The 17,446-nt window shown below is 62.8% G+C and carries 14 protein-coding genes and 1 other RNA gene; 11 read left to right on the forward strand and 4 right to left on the reverse strand.

All coding sequences use genetic code 11. From position 1 onward, the window contains the following. Positions 1 to 178: 178 nt before the first annotated feature. On the forward strand, positions 179 to 2,062 hold the full coding sequence (locus Q8O80_RS04730) for a methyl-accepting chemotaxis protein (RefSeq protein WP_371136105.1): 1,884 nt from the start codon (positions 179 to 181) through the stop codon (positions 2,060 to 2,062). A gap of 197 nt (positions 2,063 to 2,259) precedes the next feature. Here Q8O80_RS04730 and Q8O80_RS04735 read toward each other — a convergent pair whose 3' ends face one another. Then, positions 2,260 to 4,065: an ABC transporter ATP-binding protein gene (locus Q8O80_RS04735; RefSeq protein ID WP_305577466.1), complete on the reverse strand. Its 1,806-nt coding sequence runs from the start codon at positions 4,063 to 4,065 to the stop codon at positions 2,260 to 2,262. Positions 4,066 to 4,537: 472 nt separating this feature from the next. Here Q8O80_RS04735 and Q8O80_RS04740 point away from each other — a divergent pair, with 472 nt between their 5' ends. From Q8O80_RS04740 to Q8O80_RS04750, 3 genes are all read left to right on the forward strand, one after another. Then, positions 4,538 to 5,770: an aminopeptidase gene (locus tag Q8O80_RS04740; RefSeq protein ID WP_305577469.1), complete on the forward strand. Its 1,233-nt coding sequence runs from the start codon at positions 4,538 to 4,540 to the stop codon at positions 5,768 to 5,770. 149 nt (positions 5,771 to 5,919) lie between these two features. Continuing rightward, on the forward strand, positions 5,920 to 6,753 hold the full coding sequence (locus Q8O80_RS04745) for a sugar phosphate isomerase/epimerase (RefSeq protein ID WP_305577471.1): 834 nt from the start codon (positions 5,920 to 5,922) through the stop codon (positions 6,751 to 6,753). Positions 6,754 to 6,799: 46 nt separating this feature from the next. Beyond that, a complete protein-coding gene (locus Q8O80_RS04750; RefSeq protein ID WP_305577473.1) occupies positions 6,800 to 8,512 on the forward strand; it encodes a diguanylate cyclase domain-containing protein in 1,713 nt (570 codons plus the stop codon). On the opposite strand, the gene Q8O80_RS04755 is transcribed toward Q8O80_RS04750, so the two are convergent. After that, complete coding sequence (locus Q8O80_RS04755) at positions 8,509 to 9,888, reverse strand: FAD-containing oxidoreductase (RefSeq protein WP_305577475.1); 1,380 nt, start codon at positions 9,886 to 9,888, stop codon at positions 8,509 to 8,511. The two genes, Q8O80_RS04750 and Q8O80_RS04755, sit on opposite strands and share 4 nt — an antisense overlap. Before the next feature lie 104 nt (positions 9,889 to 9,992). Then, a complete protein-coding gene (locus tag Q8O80_RS04760) occupies positions 9,993 to 10,853 on the reverse strand; it encodes an LOG family protein (protein WP_305577477.1) in 861 nt (286 codons plus the stop codon). Between the two features lie 128 nt (positions 10,854 to 10,981). Between Q8O80_RS04760 and ffs the strand changes: the two genes are divergently transcribed. From ffs to recR, 4 genes are all read left to right on the forward strand, one after another. Then, positions 10,982 to 11,077: signal recognition particle sRNA small type (ffs, locus tag Q8O80_RS04765), an RNA gene on the forward strand. 61 nt (positions 11,078 to 11,138) lie between these two features. After that, a complete protein-coding gene (locus tag Q8O80_RS04770) occupies positions 11,139 to 12,875 on the forward strand; it encodes a DNA polymerase III subunit gamma/tau (RefSeq protein ID WP_305577479.1) in 1,737 nt (578 codons plus the stop codon). Beyond that, on the forward strand, positions 12,872 to 13,195 hold the full coding sequence (locus tag Q8O80_RS04775; RefSeq protein WP_305577481.1) for a YbaB/EbfC family nucleoid-associated protein: 324 nt from the start codon (positions 12,872 to 12,874) through the stop codon (positions 13,193 to 13,195). The genes Q8O80_RS04770 and Q8O80_RS04775 overlap by 4 nt, the downstream gene beginning before the upstream one ends. Positions 13,196 to 13,252: 57 nt before the next feature. Further along, the gene (gene recR, locus Q8O80_RS04780; RefSeq protein ID WP_305577483.1) at positions 13,253 to 13,849 is read left to right on the forward strand and encodes a recombination mediator RecR; all 597 of its coding nucleotides are present in this window, start codon (positions 13,253 to 13,255) and stop codon (positions 13,847 to 13,849) included. A gap of 2 nt (positions 13,850 to 13,851) precedes the next feature. Here recR and Q8O80_RS04785 read toward each other — a convergent pair whose 3' ends face one another. Next, positions 13,852 to 15,279 carry a DNA recombination protein RmuC gene (locus Q8O80_RS04785; protein WP_305577485.1) on the reverse strand — a complete coding sequence of 476 codons (1,428 nt, stop codon included), beginning with the start codon at positions 15,277 to 15,279 and terminating at the stop codon, positions 13,852 to 13,854. 137 nt (positions 15,280 to 15,416) lie between these two features. Here Q8O80_RS04785 and def point away from each other — a divergent pair, with 137 nt between their 5' ends. From def to Q8O80_RS04800, 3 genes are all read left to right on the forward strand, one after another. Further along, positions 15,417 to 15,932 (forward strand): peptide deformylase, encoded by a 516-nt coding sequence (gene def / locus Q8O80_RS04790; RefSeq protein WP_305577487.1) that lies wholly within the window; start codon positions 15,417 to 15,419, stop codon positions 15,930 to 15,932. Between the two features lie 46 nt (positions 15,933 to 15,978). Continuing rightward, positions 15,979 to 16,899 carry a methionyl-tRNA formyltransferase gene (fmt, locus tag Q8O80_RS04795; protein ID WP_305577489.1) on the forward strand — a complete coding sequence of 307 codons (921 nt, stop codon included), beginning with the start codon at positions 15,979 to 15,981 and terminating at the stop codon, positions 16,897 to 16,899. A 2-nt stretch (positions 16,900 to 16,901) separates the two neighbouring features. Beyond that, the coding region (locus tag Q8O80_RS04800; RefSeq protein ID WP_305577491.1) for a tRNA pseudouridine(38-40) synthase TruA at positions 16,902 to 17,446 on the forward strand (545 nt) is incomplete at its 3' end.

Below are 17,446 nucleotides of genomic sequence, written 5' to 3' on the forward strand. Positions count from 1 at the left end.
GCGGCCAGTGCATAGGCGACATGCAAGCGGCGCGTTTTCGTTGATGGTTCACTCAACCTTAAGCGATTGAGCCGATCCGTAGTGCCATGACTGGCAGCAGAACGCTGCGGTCAACACTCGGGCACCAGGTTGCATCGCCATGAACTTTAGAAATTTTCCTATTCTACAGAAATTCATTTTGACAGTCCTGCTGATGGGCATCGTCGCAACGGCCATTGCCGGCATCGCCTGGCGGGAGCTCGGTTCGCTCAGTGCCACGATGGACCGGGTAGGTGAAAAGGAAGTGGCGGCGCGCGAAGCCATGGACCTGCGCATGGACGTGATCGCTATCAGCCGCATGACCTACCAGCTGGTGCTCAATCCTGCCGACGCCGCCGATTTCGTCAGCCAGGCCGATCGCCGCATGACCGAGATGAAGGCGCGGTTCCCCGTCATCGAGGCCGCGGCCGATGCGACCGAGCTCAGCCAGCTCGAGGCGGTCAAGCCGGTGATGGATGCCTATTTCGAAAAGATCAACGGCATGCTCACCGTGGCTGCGGCCCAGCCGTTCGATGCGGCGGCCCTTGATGCCGCCCTGGCGGACACCCTGGCTGCCCAGCTGGTGGTGACCGACACGATCAAGGTCTACAGCGCCTATTCGGGCGAACTGATGGCCGGCATGCGCGCCGATGCCGACGCCTCGGCCTTCACCGCCATGTTGACCCTGGCCATCTCGGCGGCCGTGGGTATCGCCATCGGCCTGACGGTCAGCATGCTGGTGGGTCGCCGCACCATCGTCAGCCCGGTGCGCAACCTGACGCAGACCATGAGCGAGCTTGCCGATGGCAAGCTTGACGTGGAAATTGCCAATGCCGATGCCAAGGACGAAATCGGCGCCATGGCCCGCGCCGTCGAAGTGTTCCGCCAGAACGCCAAGCGCGTCGCCGCGCTCAGCGCCGAGGAGGCCGCCCACAACATGGCCATCGTCGAGCGTGCTGACATGATGGCCCTGCTGCAGGGCGAACTGGCCGCGGTGATGAAGGCCGCCAGCGCCGGCAATTTCGACAAGCGCGTGGCGACCGACTTCAGCGATGGCGAGCTGAACAGCCTTGCTGCCAGCGTCAATGGCCTGGTCGAAACCGTCGACCGCGGCCTGGCCGAGACCGGCACGGTGCTGTCGGCCATCGCCAATACCGATCTGACGCAGCGCGTCACCGGCGACTACCAGGGCGCTTTCGGCGCCCTCAAGAACAATACCAATGCCGTGGCCGAAAAGCTGGCCGACATCGTTGCCCAGCTGCAGGACACTTCGCGGTCGCTCAAGACGGCGACCAGCGAGATCCTGGCCGGCGCCAATGATCTGAGCGAGCGCACCACCAAGCAGGCCGCGACGATCGAGGAAACCTCGGCCGCCATGGAAACCCTGGCCGATACGGTGATGAAGAATGCCGAGCGCGCCCAGCAGGCCAATGGCAAGGCCAAGGAAGTCACCATCTCGGCCGAGCAGAGCGGCGAGGTCATGGCCAAGGCCACCGGCGCGATGGAGCGGATCACCACATCCTCGTCCAAGATTTCCAATATCATCGGCCTCATCGACGACATCGCCTTCCAGACCAACCTTTTGGCGCTGAACGCGTCGGTGGAAGCCGCCCGGGCCGGCGATGCCGGCAAGGGCTTTGCCGTGGTGGCCGTCGAAGTGCGCCGCCTGGCGCAGTCGGCCGCTTCGGCCTCGGCCGACGTCAAGGTGCTGATCGAGCAGTCCGCCAATGAAGTGCGCGATGGCAGCCGGTTGGTGGCAGACGCCGCCGATCGCCTCAACGGCATGCTGGACGGCGTGCGTGCCAGCTCGACGCTGATGGACGGCATTTCGCGCGACAGCCAGGAACAGTCGACCGGCATTACCGAGGTCAGCATCGCCGTACGGCAGATGGACGAAATGACCCAGCACAATGCCGCCCTGGTCGAGGAAATGAACGCGGCGATCGAACAGACCGAGACGCAAGCCACCGAGCTCGACATGATTGTCGATATCTTCAAGGTCAGCGATGCGCGCAGCCGGCGCAGCGTGGCCCGGGCGGCCTAAACTGCACCTAAAGCCGCGTTCGCAGTCGGCATCCCTCCCCCTGTGGGGAGGGAAAGCGAGATAGGACTTGGCTTGCTAAGTCCGCTATCGAGCCGGGTGGGGGTGCGGGGGCCCCGATAGCGTGGCCAAACCACCCCCACCCTTGATCCCTCCCCACAAGGGGGAGGGAGACGATTGGGCGTTCGGGAACTGCGGTATCAGGCCACCATGCCCTTGGTCAGTTCCAGCGCCTGCTGCTCAAACAGCCGGCGATAAATGCCGCCCTTGAGCCCAACCAGTGCCCGGTGATCACCCTCTTCGATGATCCGGCCCTTGTCGAACACCAGCAGACGATCAAGCGCCCGCACGGTCGACAGCCGGTGCGCGATCACCAAGGTGGTGCGGCCCACCATCAGGCGCTCCATCGCCTCCTGGATCTGGGCCTCGCTTTCGCTGTCCAGGCTTGAGGTGGCTTCGTCAAGGATCAGCACGCGGGCATCGGCCAGGAACGCCCGGGCGATGGCCACGCGCTGCCGTTCACCACCCGACAGTTTCACCCCGCGCTCGCCCACCATGGTCTGGTAGCCTTTGGGCAGGTTGGCGATGAAGTGGTGAGCATTGGCCTGGGTCGCCGCCAGCTCGATCTCGGCGCGCGTGGCGCCGGGGCGGGCATAGGCGATGTTCTCGGCCAGCGTCCGGTGGAACAGGATGGGCTCCTGCTGCACGATGGCGATCTGGCTCCGCAAGCTGGACTGCTGCACGTCAGCAATGTTCTGGCCATCAATGGTGATGGCGCCGTCATTGATGTCATAGAGCCGCTGGATCAGCTTGACGAAGGTCGTCTTGCCCGAGCCGGAACGCCCAACCAGGCCTACCCGCTCGCCGGGCGCGATGCTGACCGAGAAATCGCGGTAAAGCGGCGTCGGATGCGAGCCATATTGGAACGTCACCTTGTCAAAGGCGATGGCGCCGTCGCCAATGGCAATCGGCGGCGCATCGGGCTTGTCTTCAATGCCGTAATTCTGGCTATCGAGCGCCACCAGCTCCTCCATGTCGTTCACCGAACGCTGCAGATTGCGGATGTGCTGGCCCACATCGCGCAAATAGCCCTGCAGCACGAAGAACATGGTCAGCACGAAGGTGATGTCACCCGGCGTTGCCGCGCCCCGCTGCCACAACAGCAAGGCGGTGCCCAGGATGGCCGCCTGCATCAAGGCCATCATCAGGCCCTGCGCCCCGCCATTAAGCGTGCCGCGCTGCCACACCCGCCTGGTGCGGTGGCGCCATTTGCTGACCACCTGGCCGAGGATGGTCTCCTCGCGCGTTTCCGAGCCGAAGGCCTTGACCACCGCATTGCAGCTCACCGCATCGGCCAGTGCGCCGCCCATCCTGGTGTCCCAGGTGTTGGCCAGCGAGCCGGCCGGCGCCACAAAGCTGATCGACAGCCAGGTGGTGATGCCGACATAGATCAGCGAGCCCAGCCCGACGACCAGGCCCATCACTGGCCAGACGATGCCCAGGATCACTGTGGCGCCCACCAGCATGACCAGCGAGGGCAGCAAGGCCACCAGCAGCACGTCATTGAGCAAGTCGATAGCGCCCGAGCCACGGGTGATCTTGCGCACCGTCGAGCCGGCAAAGCTGTTGGCGTGCCAATCGGTCGAGAAGCGCTGCACCCGCTGGAAGGCATTGGCGATGACATCGTTCATGATCTTGAGCGTGAACCCGATCAGCGTGAAGAACACGAACTGGCGCAGGATGACCGAGCCGACATAGAGACCTGTCATGGTGGCAAAGGCCGTCAGCGCCGGAATCCAGAACGCATCATCCTGACCACTGCCCGAGGCAACGGCGTCGACCATGCGGCCGGCGAAAATCGGGCTGAAAGCCTCCGCCAGCGTTGCTGCGAGCACCAGCAGCGCAATGACGGCGGCACGGAGCGGTTGATTGGCCCAGTGGCGGAAGGTGAAGCCGAGCACATTGCGAAACGCATTGGCGCGGTTGTGACGTTTATTCTGGCTCATAGTGGCAGCCCGGTCCCGTTCTCCGGCGACCGGCCCTCAGCAGCAGGGGATGAAAGGCACAGTCGGAACGGGAGCAATGATCCCGTCAGATCAGTCGGACTGTGATGGGAAGAACCGCGGGCGGCAGGCCTGTACGGCGGGCCGCGGATAGCAGGGGCCTAGGCCCGATTTCTGCCTGCGGGAAGCTCGATGAATGTCACTATCATACAACGCCTCCCTTGCTGGTGATCTGAAGCGGTGGAGATTTTGTAGCGAAACAGTTCACCCTTGCCAACGGGGTATTTCGCTACGGCGTCCCAGTGATGCGCGAAAGCCACAGGGCAAGCCAGGCGCCCGTTGCGTGCCGCCAGACCGGTCAAAGCGCCGCTGTCGCCTGCGCGTGGTGGCCCTGCCCTTCCAGAGGGTAGCGTCGTCCCCATTCCGGCGCTACCCTCCCGGCCAACCAGACTCAAAGCCAAGAGACATTGCCAAAATGACCATTGATCCCGTCAAGCTCGACAAACTCGCCCAGGTCGCCATCAAGGTCGGCCTACAACTGGCCGAGGGCCAGGATCTGGTGATGACCGCGCCGATGACTGCCGCACCACTGGTGCGCCGCATCACCGAGCATGCCTACAAGGCCGGTGCCGGTGTGGTGACCACGATCTATTCCGACGAAGAAGCGACCCTGGCCCGTTACAAATACGCCAATGACCAGAGCTTCGACAAAGCCGCCGGCTGGCTCTATTCGGGCATGGCCGAGGCCTTCAAGGGCAATGCCGCCCGGCTGGCGATTGCCGGCGACAATCCGATGATGCTGTCCGGGCAGGACCCCGACAAGGTCAGCCGCGCCCAGCGCGCCAATTCGGCGGCCTACAAGCCGGCGCTGCAGCTGATCACCGGCTTTGATATCAACTGGAACATTGTCTCCTACCCCAGCGCCGCCTGGGCCAAGCTGGTGTTTCCCGATGACAGTGAAGAGGTCGCGGTGGGCAAGCTGGCCGATGCGATCTTCAAGGCCAGCCGCGTTGATGTGGACGATCCGATTGCCGCCTGGGCCGAGCACAATGCCAATCTCAAGGCACGCTGGAGCTGGCTGAATGGCAAGGCGTTCTCGGCGCTGAAATATACCGGTCCGGGAACCGATCTGACCGTCGGGCTGGCCGATGGCCACCGCTGGAAGGGCGGCGCCTCGGAGGCCAAGAACGGGATCACCTGCAATCCCAATATTCCGACCGAGGAAGTGTTCACCACGCCGCACCGCTTGCGCGTCGACGGGCACGTCGCGGCGACCAAGCCGCTCAGCCACAACGGCACGCTGATCGAAGACATGCAGGCGCGCTTTGAGGGCGGCCGGCTGGTCGAGCTCAAGGCGTCCAAGGGGCAGGACATCTTCAACAAGGTGCTCGACACCGACGAGGGTGGCCGCCACCTCGGCGAGGTGGCCCTGGTGCCACACTCCTCGCCGATTTCGGCTTCAGGCATCCTGTTCTTCAACACGCTCTATGACGAGAACGCCTCCTGCCATATCGCGCAGGGCCAGTGCTATTCGGATTGCTTTGAAGGCGGCAAGGATCTGACCCAGGCCGAGATCAACGCCCGGGGCGGCAACAGCTCCAATATCCATATCGACTGGATGATCGGCAGCGACAAGATCGACATTGACGGCGTCCATGCCGATGGCAGCGTCGAGCCGGTGATGCGCAAGGGCGAATGGGCTTACTAGTCGCCGCGATTGCCGTCCTGCAACCGGCCGAAGCCATTGGCCGGTTGCAGACCTTCCATCACTTCAGCAACGTGACTGACTGAGCGATAATAGCGGTTGAATCCAGCGCCTTGGCATGGAAGTGTCCGCCGCAAATGGAGAGTTTCCCTATGGCCCAAATCAGCCCTGACCGCATTGCGGTTTCGACCTGGTCGCTGCACCGCCTGCTCGGCATGACCTACCCGCACGACCTGACCACCACCGAAATCGGGCCGATGCAGGAGACCTATGGCGAGGGCGAGGAATCCCTGCTGGGCCTGCCCTCCGTTATGGCCAATCATGGCTATCACCGGCTCGAGATCGTCTCGTTTCACCTGCGCAGCCGCGACCCGGTCTATCTGGGTGAACTGCGCGATCAGCTCAAAATTGCCGATGTCACCCTGCAGACGCTGCTGATCGATGCCGGCGATATCAGCCATCCCGAACATGGCGAACGCGATCAGGCCTGGATTGCCAGCTGGATCGAAATCGCCAATGAACTTGGCGCCCAGAACGCCCGGATTATTGCCGGCAAACAGAAGCCGACGCGCGATGCACTGGATCGCTCGGTCAAGGCACTGACGGCACTGGCCGATGGCAATGCCGGCTCAGACGTGCGGCTGGTGACCGAGAACTGGTTCGACCTGCTGGCCGAGCCGGCGCATGTGCATTTCCTGCTCGACAAACTCGATGGCCGTATTGGTCTGCTGGCGGATTTCGGCAATTGGAGCGGGCCCGAGAAATACGCCGATCTCAAATCGATCTTCAATCGGGCCGAGTTGTGCCACGCCAAGGCGAGTTTCATCGATGGCGACCTTGATGAGGCCGATTATGGCCAGTGCATCGCGCTGGCCGAAGCGGCGGGTTACAAGGGGCCCTACACGCTGATCTTTGACAGCGAGATCCCCAGTGAATGGCACGGCCTGGCCACGGAGCGCGATTTCATCACATCGCGTGAATTGTGAGACAAAATTAGCTAGATATTTAACAGGTCCGTTCCACACTGAACGGATGTCAGTTCGCCCCAATACCGCCGTTCTGCCCCTGCACCGCTTTTCGCAGACCAATTCGATGCTGATCCGCATCGTGGATTGCGCGGCAGTGGGCATGGTGGTTTGCGACATGGCGGGCTCGCTGGTCTACGCCAATCAGGCATTTCACGACATACTCGGGCATGGCGCCGAAGTGCCGTCGGGCATTCTCGATCTGGTGCATGCCGAGGACGAGAGCGCCGGCAGGCAGCATTTGCAGCGCCTGATGCGCGGCGAAGCCGATGAGTACCGGGGCGAGCACCGGTTTCGTCACGGCGATGGCAGCCCGCTCTGGGTGGCGGTTGCGGCCTCGGTATTGCGCGACGAGCAACCCGATGGGGCCCACTACCTGATTGTCCAGGTGGCCAGTATTGATCGGCAGAAGAAGGCCGAGGAGGCGCTGGCCTATTCGGAAAGCCGCTGGAACTTTGCGCTGGAAGGCGCGGGCCAGGGCGTCTGGGACCATGATATTCGCACGGACACCATGTTCTATTCGCGCATGTGGCGCATCATGCGCGGCATTCCGCCGGATGAGGATGTGGATGGTGACCAGCAGAAATGGCTGCAACGGATCCACCCCGATGATCTGCAATATGTGCTCGACAACGTCGAGAAGCAGGATCGGGGCGACGAGGATTTTGACGCCCTGGAGTATCGCGAGCGCAAGCGCGATGGCAGTTATGTGTGGATTCTCAGCCGCGGCAAGCCGGTGGAGTGGGACGCCGACGGCAAGCCCGTCCGCACCTTGGGTACCGATACCGATGTGACCCGCCTCAAGACCGTCGAGACGGAACTGGCCGCCGAAAAAGAACGACTGCGCGTGACGCTCGAAGCCATTGCCGACGGCATGGTTTCAACAGACACCGAGGGCAATGTCGTCTTCATGAACCCGGCCGCCGAAGCACTGACCGGATACACCAGCGCGCAGGCCCTGGGCCGACCGGTCGACGCGGTGTTCGCCGTATTTGCAGGAGAAACCGGCACGCCGCAACAGTGCCCGGTGGCGCAGTGTCTCAAGAGCGCCCAGGTGGTCAGCATCGATGATGACATGATCCTGATCGGCCCCAGCGGGATCAAGCGGGAGATCCGCTGCAAGGCCTCGCCCTTGTTGATGGCTGGCGATGTGCTGACTGGCGCAGTGCTGGTGTTCCAGGACGTGACGCAGAGCCGGCAGATGCAGCGGGAACTGGCCCACGCTGCCAATCATGACGACCTGACCGGTTTGCCCAACCGCGCCGCCTTTGATCGCTTGCTCAACAAGGCGATCACGACGGCGGCGAACGGGGATGGCCACTGTCTGGTTTATATTGACCTTGATCACTTCAAGCCGGTCAACGATACGGCAGGACATGCGGCCGGGGATAGGTTGTTGCAGCAGGTTGCGCAAACCATCCGTGACAGTTGCCGTAGCCAGGACGTGGCCGCCCGGATCGGTGGCGATGAGTTTGCCGTATTGCTGCTGGACTGCCCGGCAGCGGCCGGCAAAGTGATCGCCGACAAGATCATCGGCGCCGTTGGAGCGCTACAGTTCGATTGGGCTGGTAGCACCTACCAGATCGGCGCCAGCGCTGGGGTTACCACCATTACGGCCACGCCCGCCTCCCCGCTGGGGTTCATGGGGGAAGCCGATGCGGCCTGCTATGCCGCCAAGGCGAGAGGCCGCAGCACGGTGGTGCTGTTCTCGGATATCTAATTCAGCGGCTTGAGGTCGGCCAACAGGGTCGGAAGGAGTTCACTCACGGTGGGGTGGATGTGCATTGTTTCCATCATGGTAGTATAAGGGGTCCCTGCTGCCATCAATTGCAGCAAGGACTGCACCACCTCGTCGCCGCCAATGCCCAGAATGGCCGCACCAAGGATCTTCCTGGTTTCGGCATCCACCAGCACCTTCATCATGCCCTGGGTTTCCCCGCGCTCCCTGGCGCGCGCGACCTGCGTCATGGGGCGCGTAGCCAGCAGCGCCTTGCGGCCTGATTGGCGCACCTCGGCCTCGCTCATGCCGATGCGCCCAAGCGGCGGATCGATGAACAGGCCATAGACGGGAATGCGGTTGGCCACCGAGCGGCTGCCGCCATCAATCACATTGTCGGCGACAATCTCATATTCGTTATAGCTGGTGTGGGTGAAGGCGCCACGGCCATTGACGTCGCCCATGGCCCAGATGCCGGGTACGCTGGTGCGCAAATGCTCGTCGGTGACGATGTAACCGCGCTCGTCAACCGCAACACCCGCTGCCGCCAGATTGAGTGCCCCTGTATTGGGGGTGCGGCCCAGAGCGAGCAGCAGGTGGCTGCCTTCCACCGAAGCGCGGCGCGAGCCGGTCTTGAGCGACAGCAAGATACCGCCGCCGGCCCGCGCCACTGATTCCACCTTGGTGTTGAACAGAAAGGTAACGCCTTCGGCCTCAAGAATCTTGCGGATCCAGCCTGAAATGTCCTGGTCCTCCCGCGCGGCGGGGCGGTCGCCGCGCTCGATCACCGTCACCTTGGCCCCAAAGCGCGTGTACATCTGCGCAAACTCAAGCCCGATATAGCTGGCGCCGACGATGACCAGATGGCTGGGCAAACTATCGAGGTCCATGATCGAACTGTTGGTGAGGTAGGGCACGGTGCTCAGCCCTGGCCAATCTGGCACATTGGCCGTGGCGCCGGTATTGATGAAGATCTGCGGTGCCGTGATGGTTCGGCTACCGATTTTGACCACGGTGGGTGAAACGAAACTTGCTTCGCTCCGAATATGGTCCAGCGTTTCGATGCCACCGATCCACTCGGTCAGGCTCCGTACCGATGCGCCAACCACCGCATCCTTGCGCGCCTTGACGGCCTTCATGTCGACTCTGACCGGGCCCTTGAATGAAACGCCAAAGTCGCCCGCGTGACGAGCCATCCAGGCAGCACGCGCGCTGGCCACCAGAGTCTTGGTGGGGGTGCAGCCATCATTGACGCAGGTGCCCCCGAGATGGTTGCGCTCGACCAGCGCGACGGACTTGTTTGTGGCGGCGAGGCGGGCGGCCAGAAACGGCCCAGCCTGGCCGGCCCCGATGACGATGGCATCAAACTGGTCTGACATACTGGCTCTCCCGGCTATCGCTCCAGCTTAGGCCCGCAGCGTCGTCCGGGCCAGTGCGTTCAGGCGACAGCGCACCCGATATTGGACAGATGCGACGGGCGGAATCAGTCGCCGCGCAGGACCTCGTCAATCTCGGGCAAATTGTAGAACTTGCGCACCACATCCCAGCCCTGATCGGCGCTGTCCACAATATTGAACAGCTCCAGGTCGCCCGGTGAAATGGTTCCCATTTCGGCCAGGGCTTCGAGATTGAGCACCTTGCCCCAGAATTCCTTGCCGAACAGCAGCAGTGGCACACGATCCATGCGGCCGGTCTGGATCAAGGTGAGAGTCTCGAAAAACTCGTCCAGCGTACCAAAGCCCCCGGGGAATACGGCCACCACCTTGGCGCGAATCAGGAAATGGATCTTGCGGGTCGCGAAATAATGGAAGTTGAAGCTCAGTGCGGGCGTCACATACACATTGGGCGCCTGCTCATGCGGCAACACGATGTTGAAACCGATGGAGGGGGCGCCGACGTCGGTGGCGCCGCGATTGCCCGCTTCCATCACGCCGGGGCCACCGCCGGTAACCACCACAAATTCGCTGTTGTCGTGCATCTTGGCCATGCTTGAGGCGAGCTGCGCAAAACGACGGGCTTCATCATAATAGCGTGAAGCGGCCTCAAGATTTTTGCGCTGAGTATCATTCTTGGCGGCCCAGGCATCCTTGCCGGGCTCGGGAATACGCGCGCCGCCAAACAGGACCACGGTGGAATTGATGCCGCGCTCGCGCAGGGTAAATTCGGGCTTGAGATATTCAAGCTGGAAGCGAATGCCGCGCGTATCGTCCGATGTCAGAAATTCATCGTCGGCAAAGGCCAGACGATAGGCCGATGATTCAGTTTGTGGCGTTCTGGGCACAAGCCTGGCTGATGCGATGTCCTGTTTGGACGTCCGCAGTGAAGTTGGGCGGCGCTTGGCCATGAATGCGATCTCCTGTGCTGCCGCCTCGTCTAGCCGATGAGGAGAATGACCGCAACGCGAGCCGCACGACTGGCACCGTTTGTGCCGGGGCCCTTGCCATCGGCGGAATTAGTTCGCATATAGCGACCGGGAGGTTGGCGCGGACGTGTTCCTCGCCAACCGGGTCAGGTCCGGAAGGAAGCAGCCCCAACGAGACCTGCACGGGTCGTTGCCAGCCTCCTACTTGCCTCTATGATGGTCGTATGACCGCAGGCAGATTCCCGAACCTTGACCTTGAGGGGCACGATGGCTGACGCTACGACCTCGCCCTATCTCGTTCTCGCCCGCAAATACCGGCCGGCTGACTTCACCACGCTGGTTGGCCAGGATGCGATGGTGCAGACGCTGGGCAATGCGTTCACGCAGAACCGCATCCACCATGCCTTCATTCTGACGGGGGTGCGCGGGGTGGGCAAAACCACGACGGCGCGCATTCTGGCCCGGGCCTTCAACTATGAAGACGCCAGTGGCCCACACCCCACGCTCGATCTGAGCGTCGAGGGCGAGCACTGCCGCGCCATCATTGAGGGCCGCCATGTCGACGTGATCGAGATGGACGCTGCCTCCAATACCGGTATTGGCGACATTCGCGAAATCATCGACTCGGTCAAATACGCGCCGTCCTCGGCGCCCTACAAGGTCTATGTGATCGACGAGGTGCACATGCTCTCCACGGCGGCCTTCAACGGGCTGCTCAAGACGCTCGAAGAGCCACCGCCCTATGTGAAATTCATCTTTGCGACCACCGAGATCCGCAAGGTGCCGGTGACGATTCTGAGCCGCTGCATGCGGTTTGATCTGCGCCGCATCACCCCCGAAATCATGACGGCCTATCTCGAATCGATCCTGGGCCAGGAGGGCATCGGCTTCGAGCCCGAGGCCCTGGCGATGATCGTGCGCGCCGGCGAAGGCTCGGCCCGCGACAATCTCAGCCTGCTCGATCAGGCCATTGCGCATGGCAATGGCACGGTCACCGCTGCGACGGTCAAGGCCATGCTGGGCCTGGGCGACCGGGCGCGGATCATCGATCTGTTTGAAGAGCTGATGGGTGGGCAGATTGGTGCCGCTGTCGAAACCATGCGCGCGCTCTATGACATGGGCGCCGACCCGCAGACGCTGGTCGCCGATCTGGCCGATTTCACCCATCTGGTCACCCGCATCAAGGTGGTGCCGGCTGCCGCCGAGGATGTGTCCCTGACGCCCGATGAGCGCAAGCGTGGCGCCGAGCTGGCGGGGAAACTGCCGATGCGGGCCCTGACCCGGGCCTGGCAAATTCTGTTCAAGGGCTATGACGAGGTGGCGCGGGCCAATAATGGCCTGCAGGCCGCCGAAATGGTGCTGATCCGGCTGGCCTATGCCGCCGACCTGCCCAGCCCCGACGATCTGATCGCCAAGCTGGCCAACCAGCCGGCGCCGGCGCCGGGCCCGCAGACGATGATGCCCATGCCGCGAGGCCCGTCAGGCGGTTCTTCGGCCATGCGGATTGAGCAGCCGCGTCCCGTCGACACCGAAGCCATATCGAGCCAGCCGGTTGTGCCGCAGGCGCAGATCCAGCCCGCGCTGGCGAGTGTAGGGAGCTACAAGGAGCTGATTGCGCTGGCCCAGGCCAAGCGCGATGTGCTGGTCAAGCTGGCGCTGGAAGGCTCGATGCGGCCGATTTCGTTTGAACAGGGCCGCATTGAAGTGGCGCTGCTGGACGGCACCGATCCCGGCATTATCGCGACCCTGTCGGCGCGGCTGCAGGCCTGGACCGGCGACCGCTGGCTGATCATGGTATCGAGCAAGCCCCCCGAAGGGCTGACCGTGCGGCAGCAGACCGAGCAGCGCAAGCAGGCCGACCATGCTGCGGCGCATGAAGATCCATTGGTGAAAGCCATTCTTGAGACATTTCCCGGGGCCAGGGTCGTCAATGTCAAGGTGCGCGACGACGCTGCCATTGTTGACGATGCCCCGCCACCCCCACCCGAAGAGGACGACGAATGAAAGACATCATGGGAATGATGAAGGCCGCCGGCGAAATGAAGGGCAAGATGGAGGCCATGCAGGCCGAGCTTGCCGCGCTGGTGGTGGAAGGCCGCTCCGGCGGCGGCATGGTCACCGTGTCACTGAGCGGTAAGGGCGACATGAGGGGGGTCAAGATCGACCCCTCAATGTTCAAGGAAGACGATGTCGAGGTGCTTGAGGACCTCATCATCGCCGCCCATGCCGACGCAAAGGCCAAGAGCGAAGCGGCCATGCAGGAGCGCATGAAGGAAGTCACGGCCGGGCTGCCGATCCCGCCCGGCATGAACCTGCCGTTCTGAAAATGCCTCTCTTGTTAACATTCTGCTAATCCACTTGACCACGAGCTAGCGCCCCAAATGGCCAATGGCGGACCCGAGATTGAGCAACTGATCCAGCTGCTGGCACGCCTGCCAGGGCTTGGTCCCCGTTCGGCCCGCCGTGCGGTACTGCAGTTGATCAAGAAAAAAGAGCAGCTGATGATCCCGCTCTCGGCGGCGCTGGATCGCGCGGTGGTGGCGGTGCGCAGCTGCGAAGTGTGCGGCAATGTCGATACCATCAGCCCCTGTACCATCTGCTCTGACCCGCGGCGCGGCGAGAGCGGCATGCTGATCGTGGTGGAAGACGTAGCCGATCTATGGGCGCTGGAACGCGCCGGGGTCGGCGCCGTGCGCTATCACGTGCTGGGCGGCGTGCTGTCCCCGCTTGATGGCGTGGGCCCCCAAGACATTACCATCAATGAACTCATCGCGCGGGCGCCCGAATTCAGCGAAATCGTGCTGGCGGTCAATGCCACCGTCGAAGGGCAGACCACCGCCCATTACATCACCGATCGACTGACCGGCTCCGATATCAAGGTCACCCGTCTGGCCCATGGCGTGCCGGTGGGTGGCGAGCTGGATTATCTTGATGAGGGTACATTGAGCCAGGCGCTCAAGGCGCGCACGCTGATCTAGCCTCAGGCCAGATCGCCTGGGTCATCCACTACCAGGCGCAAGGTGGGTTCAACGTCGTCTTGCTTGACGTCGCCACTATCCCAGCTCGGTGGAATGACCTGACTGGATTTGGCGCCCAGTTCGCGCAGCATTTCCACCTGCCGCACCACATTGCCCTTGCCCGATGACAACTGCCCGCGCGCCGCATCAAAGCTGGAGCGCGCCTTGTCGAGATGGCCGTCAAGCTTGTCCATGCTGCCCAGAAAACCGACGACCTTGTCGTAGAGCGCGCCAGCGCGGCTGGCGATTTCCTCAGCATTGCGGTGGCGCTTCTCGACATCCCAGATGTTGCGCACCGTACGCAGCACGGTCATCAGCGTGGTGGGCGTGGTCAGCATGACGCCCTGGCTCATGCCATATTCGACCAGCTTGGCATCGGCCTGAATGGCGGTGGCCAGCGCCGATTCAATGGGTACGAACATCATCACATAATCGAGGCTGCTGCGGGCATGACGCTGATAAGTCTTGTCGCCCAGCGTCTTGATGTGGCTGCGGATCGAGACGATGTGAGCCTGCAGGAACTGGCCCTTGGCCTCATCCTCGCAATTGACGTAGGCCTCAAAGGCGGTGAGCGAAACCTTGGAGTCGATGACCAGCCGGTCATTATTGGGCATCAGCACCTCGACGTCGGTGCGGACGCGGCTGCCGTCCTCGGCAGTGTGGCTGGTCTGGGTGATGAATTCCTCACCTTCGCGCAGGCCGGAGCGTTCCAGAATGGTCGAGAGGATCATTTCCCCCCACGAGCCCTGCGTCTGGGAATTGCCCTTGAGGGCACGGGTGAGGTTCTGCGCCTCGGTGGTGATCTGCAGATTACTGGCCGCCAAAGCGCGGATCTGTTCGCCCATGGTGGCCCGGTCGCGCAGCAATTCGCCCTGAAACTCGACGATCTTCTCGTTGAGCGGCTTGAGCAGCACGTCGACCTGCTCGCGGTTCTGCTTGGAGAAGGTTTCGCTATGGCTTTTGAGCACGTCGCCGGCGATGGACTTGAACTCGTCGGTCATGTGCTGGCGCGCTTCAAGGAAGCGCTTGAGGTTCTCTTCGGACTGCTTGGCCTGCTCGGCCATGCTGGCGCGCAGGCCCGAATTATCGGCGCGCAGAGAGGCGGCCTTTTCGCGTTCGATATCGAGCAGTTCCTCGCCGCGTTCGCGCTCCTGGGCCAATTGGTGGTCAAGCTCGTGGATGCGGCTGTCGCGTTCGCCAATCTGGACCAGAAAATTGGCGCGCAACTGCTCGGTCGCCTGCTGGGCAGCGGCTTCGGCCCGCGCCGCGCCGGCCCGCATGGCGGCGATCATCACGGCGCCAACCAGCAGCACGAGCAGCAGCCCGCCCAGGATTGCCGCCATTGCGGAGGTAACCGGCCAGTCGCCGAGCATAAAAATCACTGTGTCCATCAGGCGAGTCTAGCCGATTCGGGCCGTTCCTCTAATGTTCTATGGGTGATCAGCGCAGTTAGCGGCCACAAGAGTTGACCTTACGCGCGAAAATACCATATCGAGAGGCACATCCCTTAATTGCCGGACCAACACCCATGGCTATCCGCCCCATTCTTGTCATTCCCGATGCGCGCCTGCGGGCCGTCACTGATCCGATCGCCGAGATCGATGATGAGATCAAGACGCTGGCCAGCGACATGCTGGAAACCATGTATGACGCGCCGGGCATTGGCCTGGCCGCACCCCAGATCGGCGTGATGAAGCGTATTGTGGTGATGGATCTGGCCGGCGAAGACGAAACGCCCGAGCCATTGGTCATGATCAATCCCGAGATCACCCATTTCGGCGAGCAGATGCAGGTGACCGAAGAGGGCTGCCTGTCGATCCCCGAGCTCTACTACGAGGTCGAGCGCCCCAATGATGTGGTGGTGAAATACACCGACCTTGAGGGCAAGGAAGTCACCAGGGAAGCCGAAGGCAGGTTTGCCGTCTGCATCCAGCATGAACTCGATCACCTCGATGGCGTGCTCTATATCGACTATCTCAGCCGCCTCAAGCGCGACCGGGTGATCAAGAGGTTCGACAAGGCCGCCAAGCGCGCCGTCGGCTAGAATGTCGTCTGCCCCGCCGGGCGAGCAAACACGAAAGTTCCGCCCAATGCGCGTCGTCTTCATGGGTACGCCCGAATTTTCCGTGCCCACGCTGACCGAGATTGTATCGGGCGGGCACGAGGTTGTGGCGGTCTATACCAGGGCGCCCAAGCCAGCCGGCCGGGGGCAGGAAGAGCGCAAGTCGCCGGTGCATCTGGCGGCTGAGGCTTTTGGCCTTCCGGTATTCACACCGCGCTCGCTCAAGGGCGAGGCCGAACAAATCATCTTTGCCAGCCATGACGCCGATGTCGCCATCGTCGTGGCCTATGGCCTGCTGCTGCCCAAACCCATCCTGGAGGCGCCACGCCTGGGATGCCTGAACCTGCATGGATCGCTGCTGCCGCGCTGGCGCGGCGCGGCGCCAATTCAGCGCGCGATCATGGCCGGCGACCGCCAGACCGGCATTCAGGTGATGCAGATGGAAGAAGGGCTCGACACCGGCCCGATTGGGCTGGGCGAGGTCATTGCCATTTCCCCCGACATGACGGCGGGCGAACTGCACGACACCATGATGGTTGTGGGTGCCGATCTGATGGGCCGGGCCTTTGCCGCGCTGGAGCGCGACAGCCTGCAATTCACCCCGCAAGCCGAAGACGGCGCGCTCTACGCCAAGAAGATCGAGAAGGCCGAAACCCGGATCGACTGGTCGCGCCCGGCGGCCGAAGTGCACAATCACATTCGCGGGCTGTCGCCCTTCCCCGGCGCCTGGTTCGAGATCGAGCTCGGCGGCAAGCTGGTGCGGGTCAAGGCCCTGCGCTCGACGCTGGGCCAGGGCACGGGCGCACCCGGCACACTGCTGGGCGATCTGACCATCGCCTGCGGCGACGGCGCGGTGCGGCTCACCCAGGTGCAGCGCGAGGGCAAGGGCGCCATGGATGCCGCTACGTTCCTGCGTGGCGCCGGAACCCTGCCGGCAATTGTGCGCTAGACATGCCGCGCTTCAAGCTCACCATCGAATATGACGGAACACCGTTTTCCGGCTGGCAGCGACAGAAGACGCGACCGAGCGTGCAGCAGACGCTGGAAGGCGCCATCGAACAGATGACCGGCGAGACTGTGACGCTGCAGGCTGCCGGCCGCACCGATGCCGGGGTACATGCGCTGGGCCAGGTGGCGCATGTCGATCTGACACGGGACTGGGACCCATTCCAGGTCCGGGAGGGCCTCAATCATCTGATGCGGCCCAATCCGGTGGGAATTGTTGCCGCCGAACTGGTAGCCGACACGTTCGAAGCACGGTTTTCGGCGACGGCGCGCCACTATGAATATCGTATCCTCAATCGCCGCACGCCGGCCATCCTTGAGCGCAACCAGGTCTGGCATGTGTACAAGCCGCTCGATGCCGAGATCATGGACGAGGCCGCCAGCCTGATTCTGGGGCACCATGACTTCACCACCTTCCGCTCCACGGAGTGCCAGTCCAATTCGCCGATGAAGACGCTGGACGTGCTGACGGTGCGGCGCGAGCACGACCA

Source organism: Devosia sp., assembly GCF_030689745.1.
GTDB classification, from domain to species: Bacteria; Pseudomonadota; Alphaproteobacteria; order Rhizobiales; family Devosiaceae; genus Devosia; species Devosia alba.

Excerpts from the sequence above, each read along its gene's own strand:
- Q8O80_RS04735 (WP_305577466.1), bottom strand. The coding sequence starts at position 4,065 with ATGAGCCAGAATAAACGTCACAACCGCGCCAATGCGTTTCGCAATGTG.
- Q8O80_RS04740 (WP_305577469.1), top strand. The coding sequence starts at position 4,538 with ATGACCATTGATCCCGTCAAGCTCGACAAACTCGCCCAGGTCGCCATC.
- Q8O80_RS04745 (WP_305577471.1), top strand. The coding sequence starts at position 5,920 with ATGGCCCAAATCAGCCCTGACCGCATTGCGGTTTCGACCTGGTCGCTG.
- Q8O80_RS04750 (WP_305577473.1), top strand. The coding sequence starts at position 6,800 with ATGTCAGTTCGCCCCAATACCGCCGTTCTGCCCCTGCACCGCTTTTCG.
- Q8O80_RS04755 (WP_305577475.1), bottom strand. The coding sequence starts at position 9,888 with ATGTCAGACCAGTTTGATGCCATCGTCATCGGGGCCGGCCAGGCTGGG.
- Q8O80_RS04760 (WP_305577477.1), bottom strand. The coding sequence starts at position 10,853 with ATGGCCAAGCGCCGCCCAACTTCACTGCGGACGTCCAAACAGGACATC.
- Q8O80_RS04770 (WP_305577479.1), top strand. The coding sequence starts at position 11,139 with ATGGCTGACGCTACGACCTCGCCCTATCTCGTTCTCGCCCGCAAATAC.
- Q8O80_RS04775 (WP_305577481.1), top strand. The coding sequence starts at position 12,872 with ATGAAAGACATCATGGGAATGATGAAGGCCGCCGGCGAAATGAAGGGC.
- recR (WP_305577483.1), top strand. The coding sequence starts at position 13,253 with ATGGCCAATGGCGGACCCGAGATTGAGCAACTGATCCAGCTGCTGGCA.
- Q8O80_RS04785 (WP_305577485.1), bottom strand. The coding sequence starts at position 15,279 with ATGGACACAGTGATTTTTATGCTCGGCGACTGGCCGGTTACCTCCGCA.
- def (WP_305577487.1), top strand. The coding sequence starts at position 15,417 with ATGGCTATCCGCCCCATTCTTGTCATTCCCGATGCGCGCCTGCGGGCC.
- fmt (WP_305577489.1), top strand. The coding sequence starts at position 15,979 with ATGCGCGTCGTCTTCATGGGTACGCCCGAATTTTCCGTGCCCACGCTG.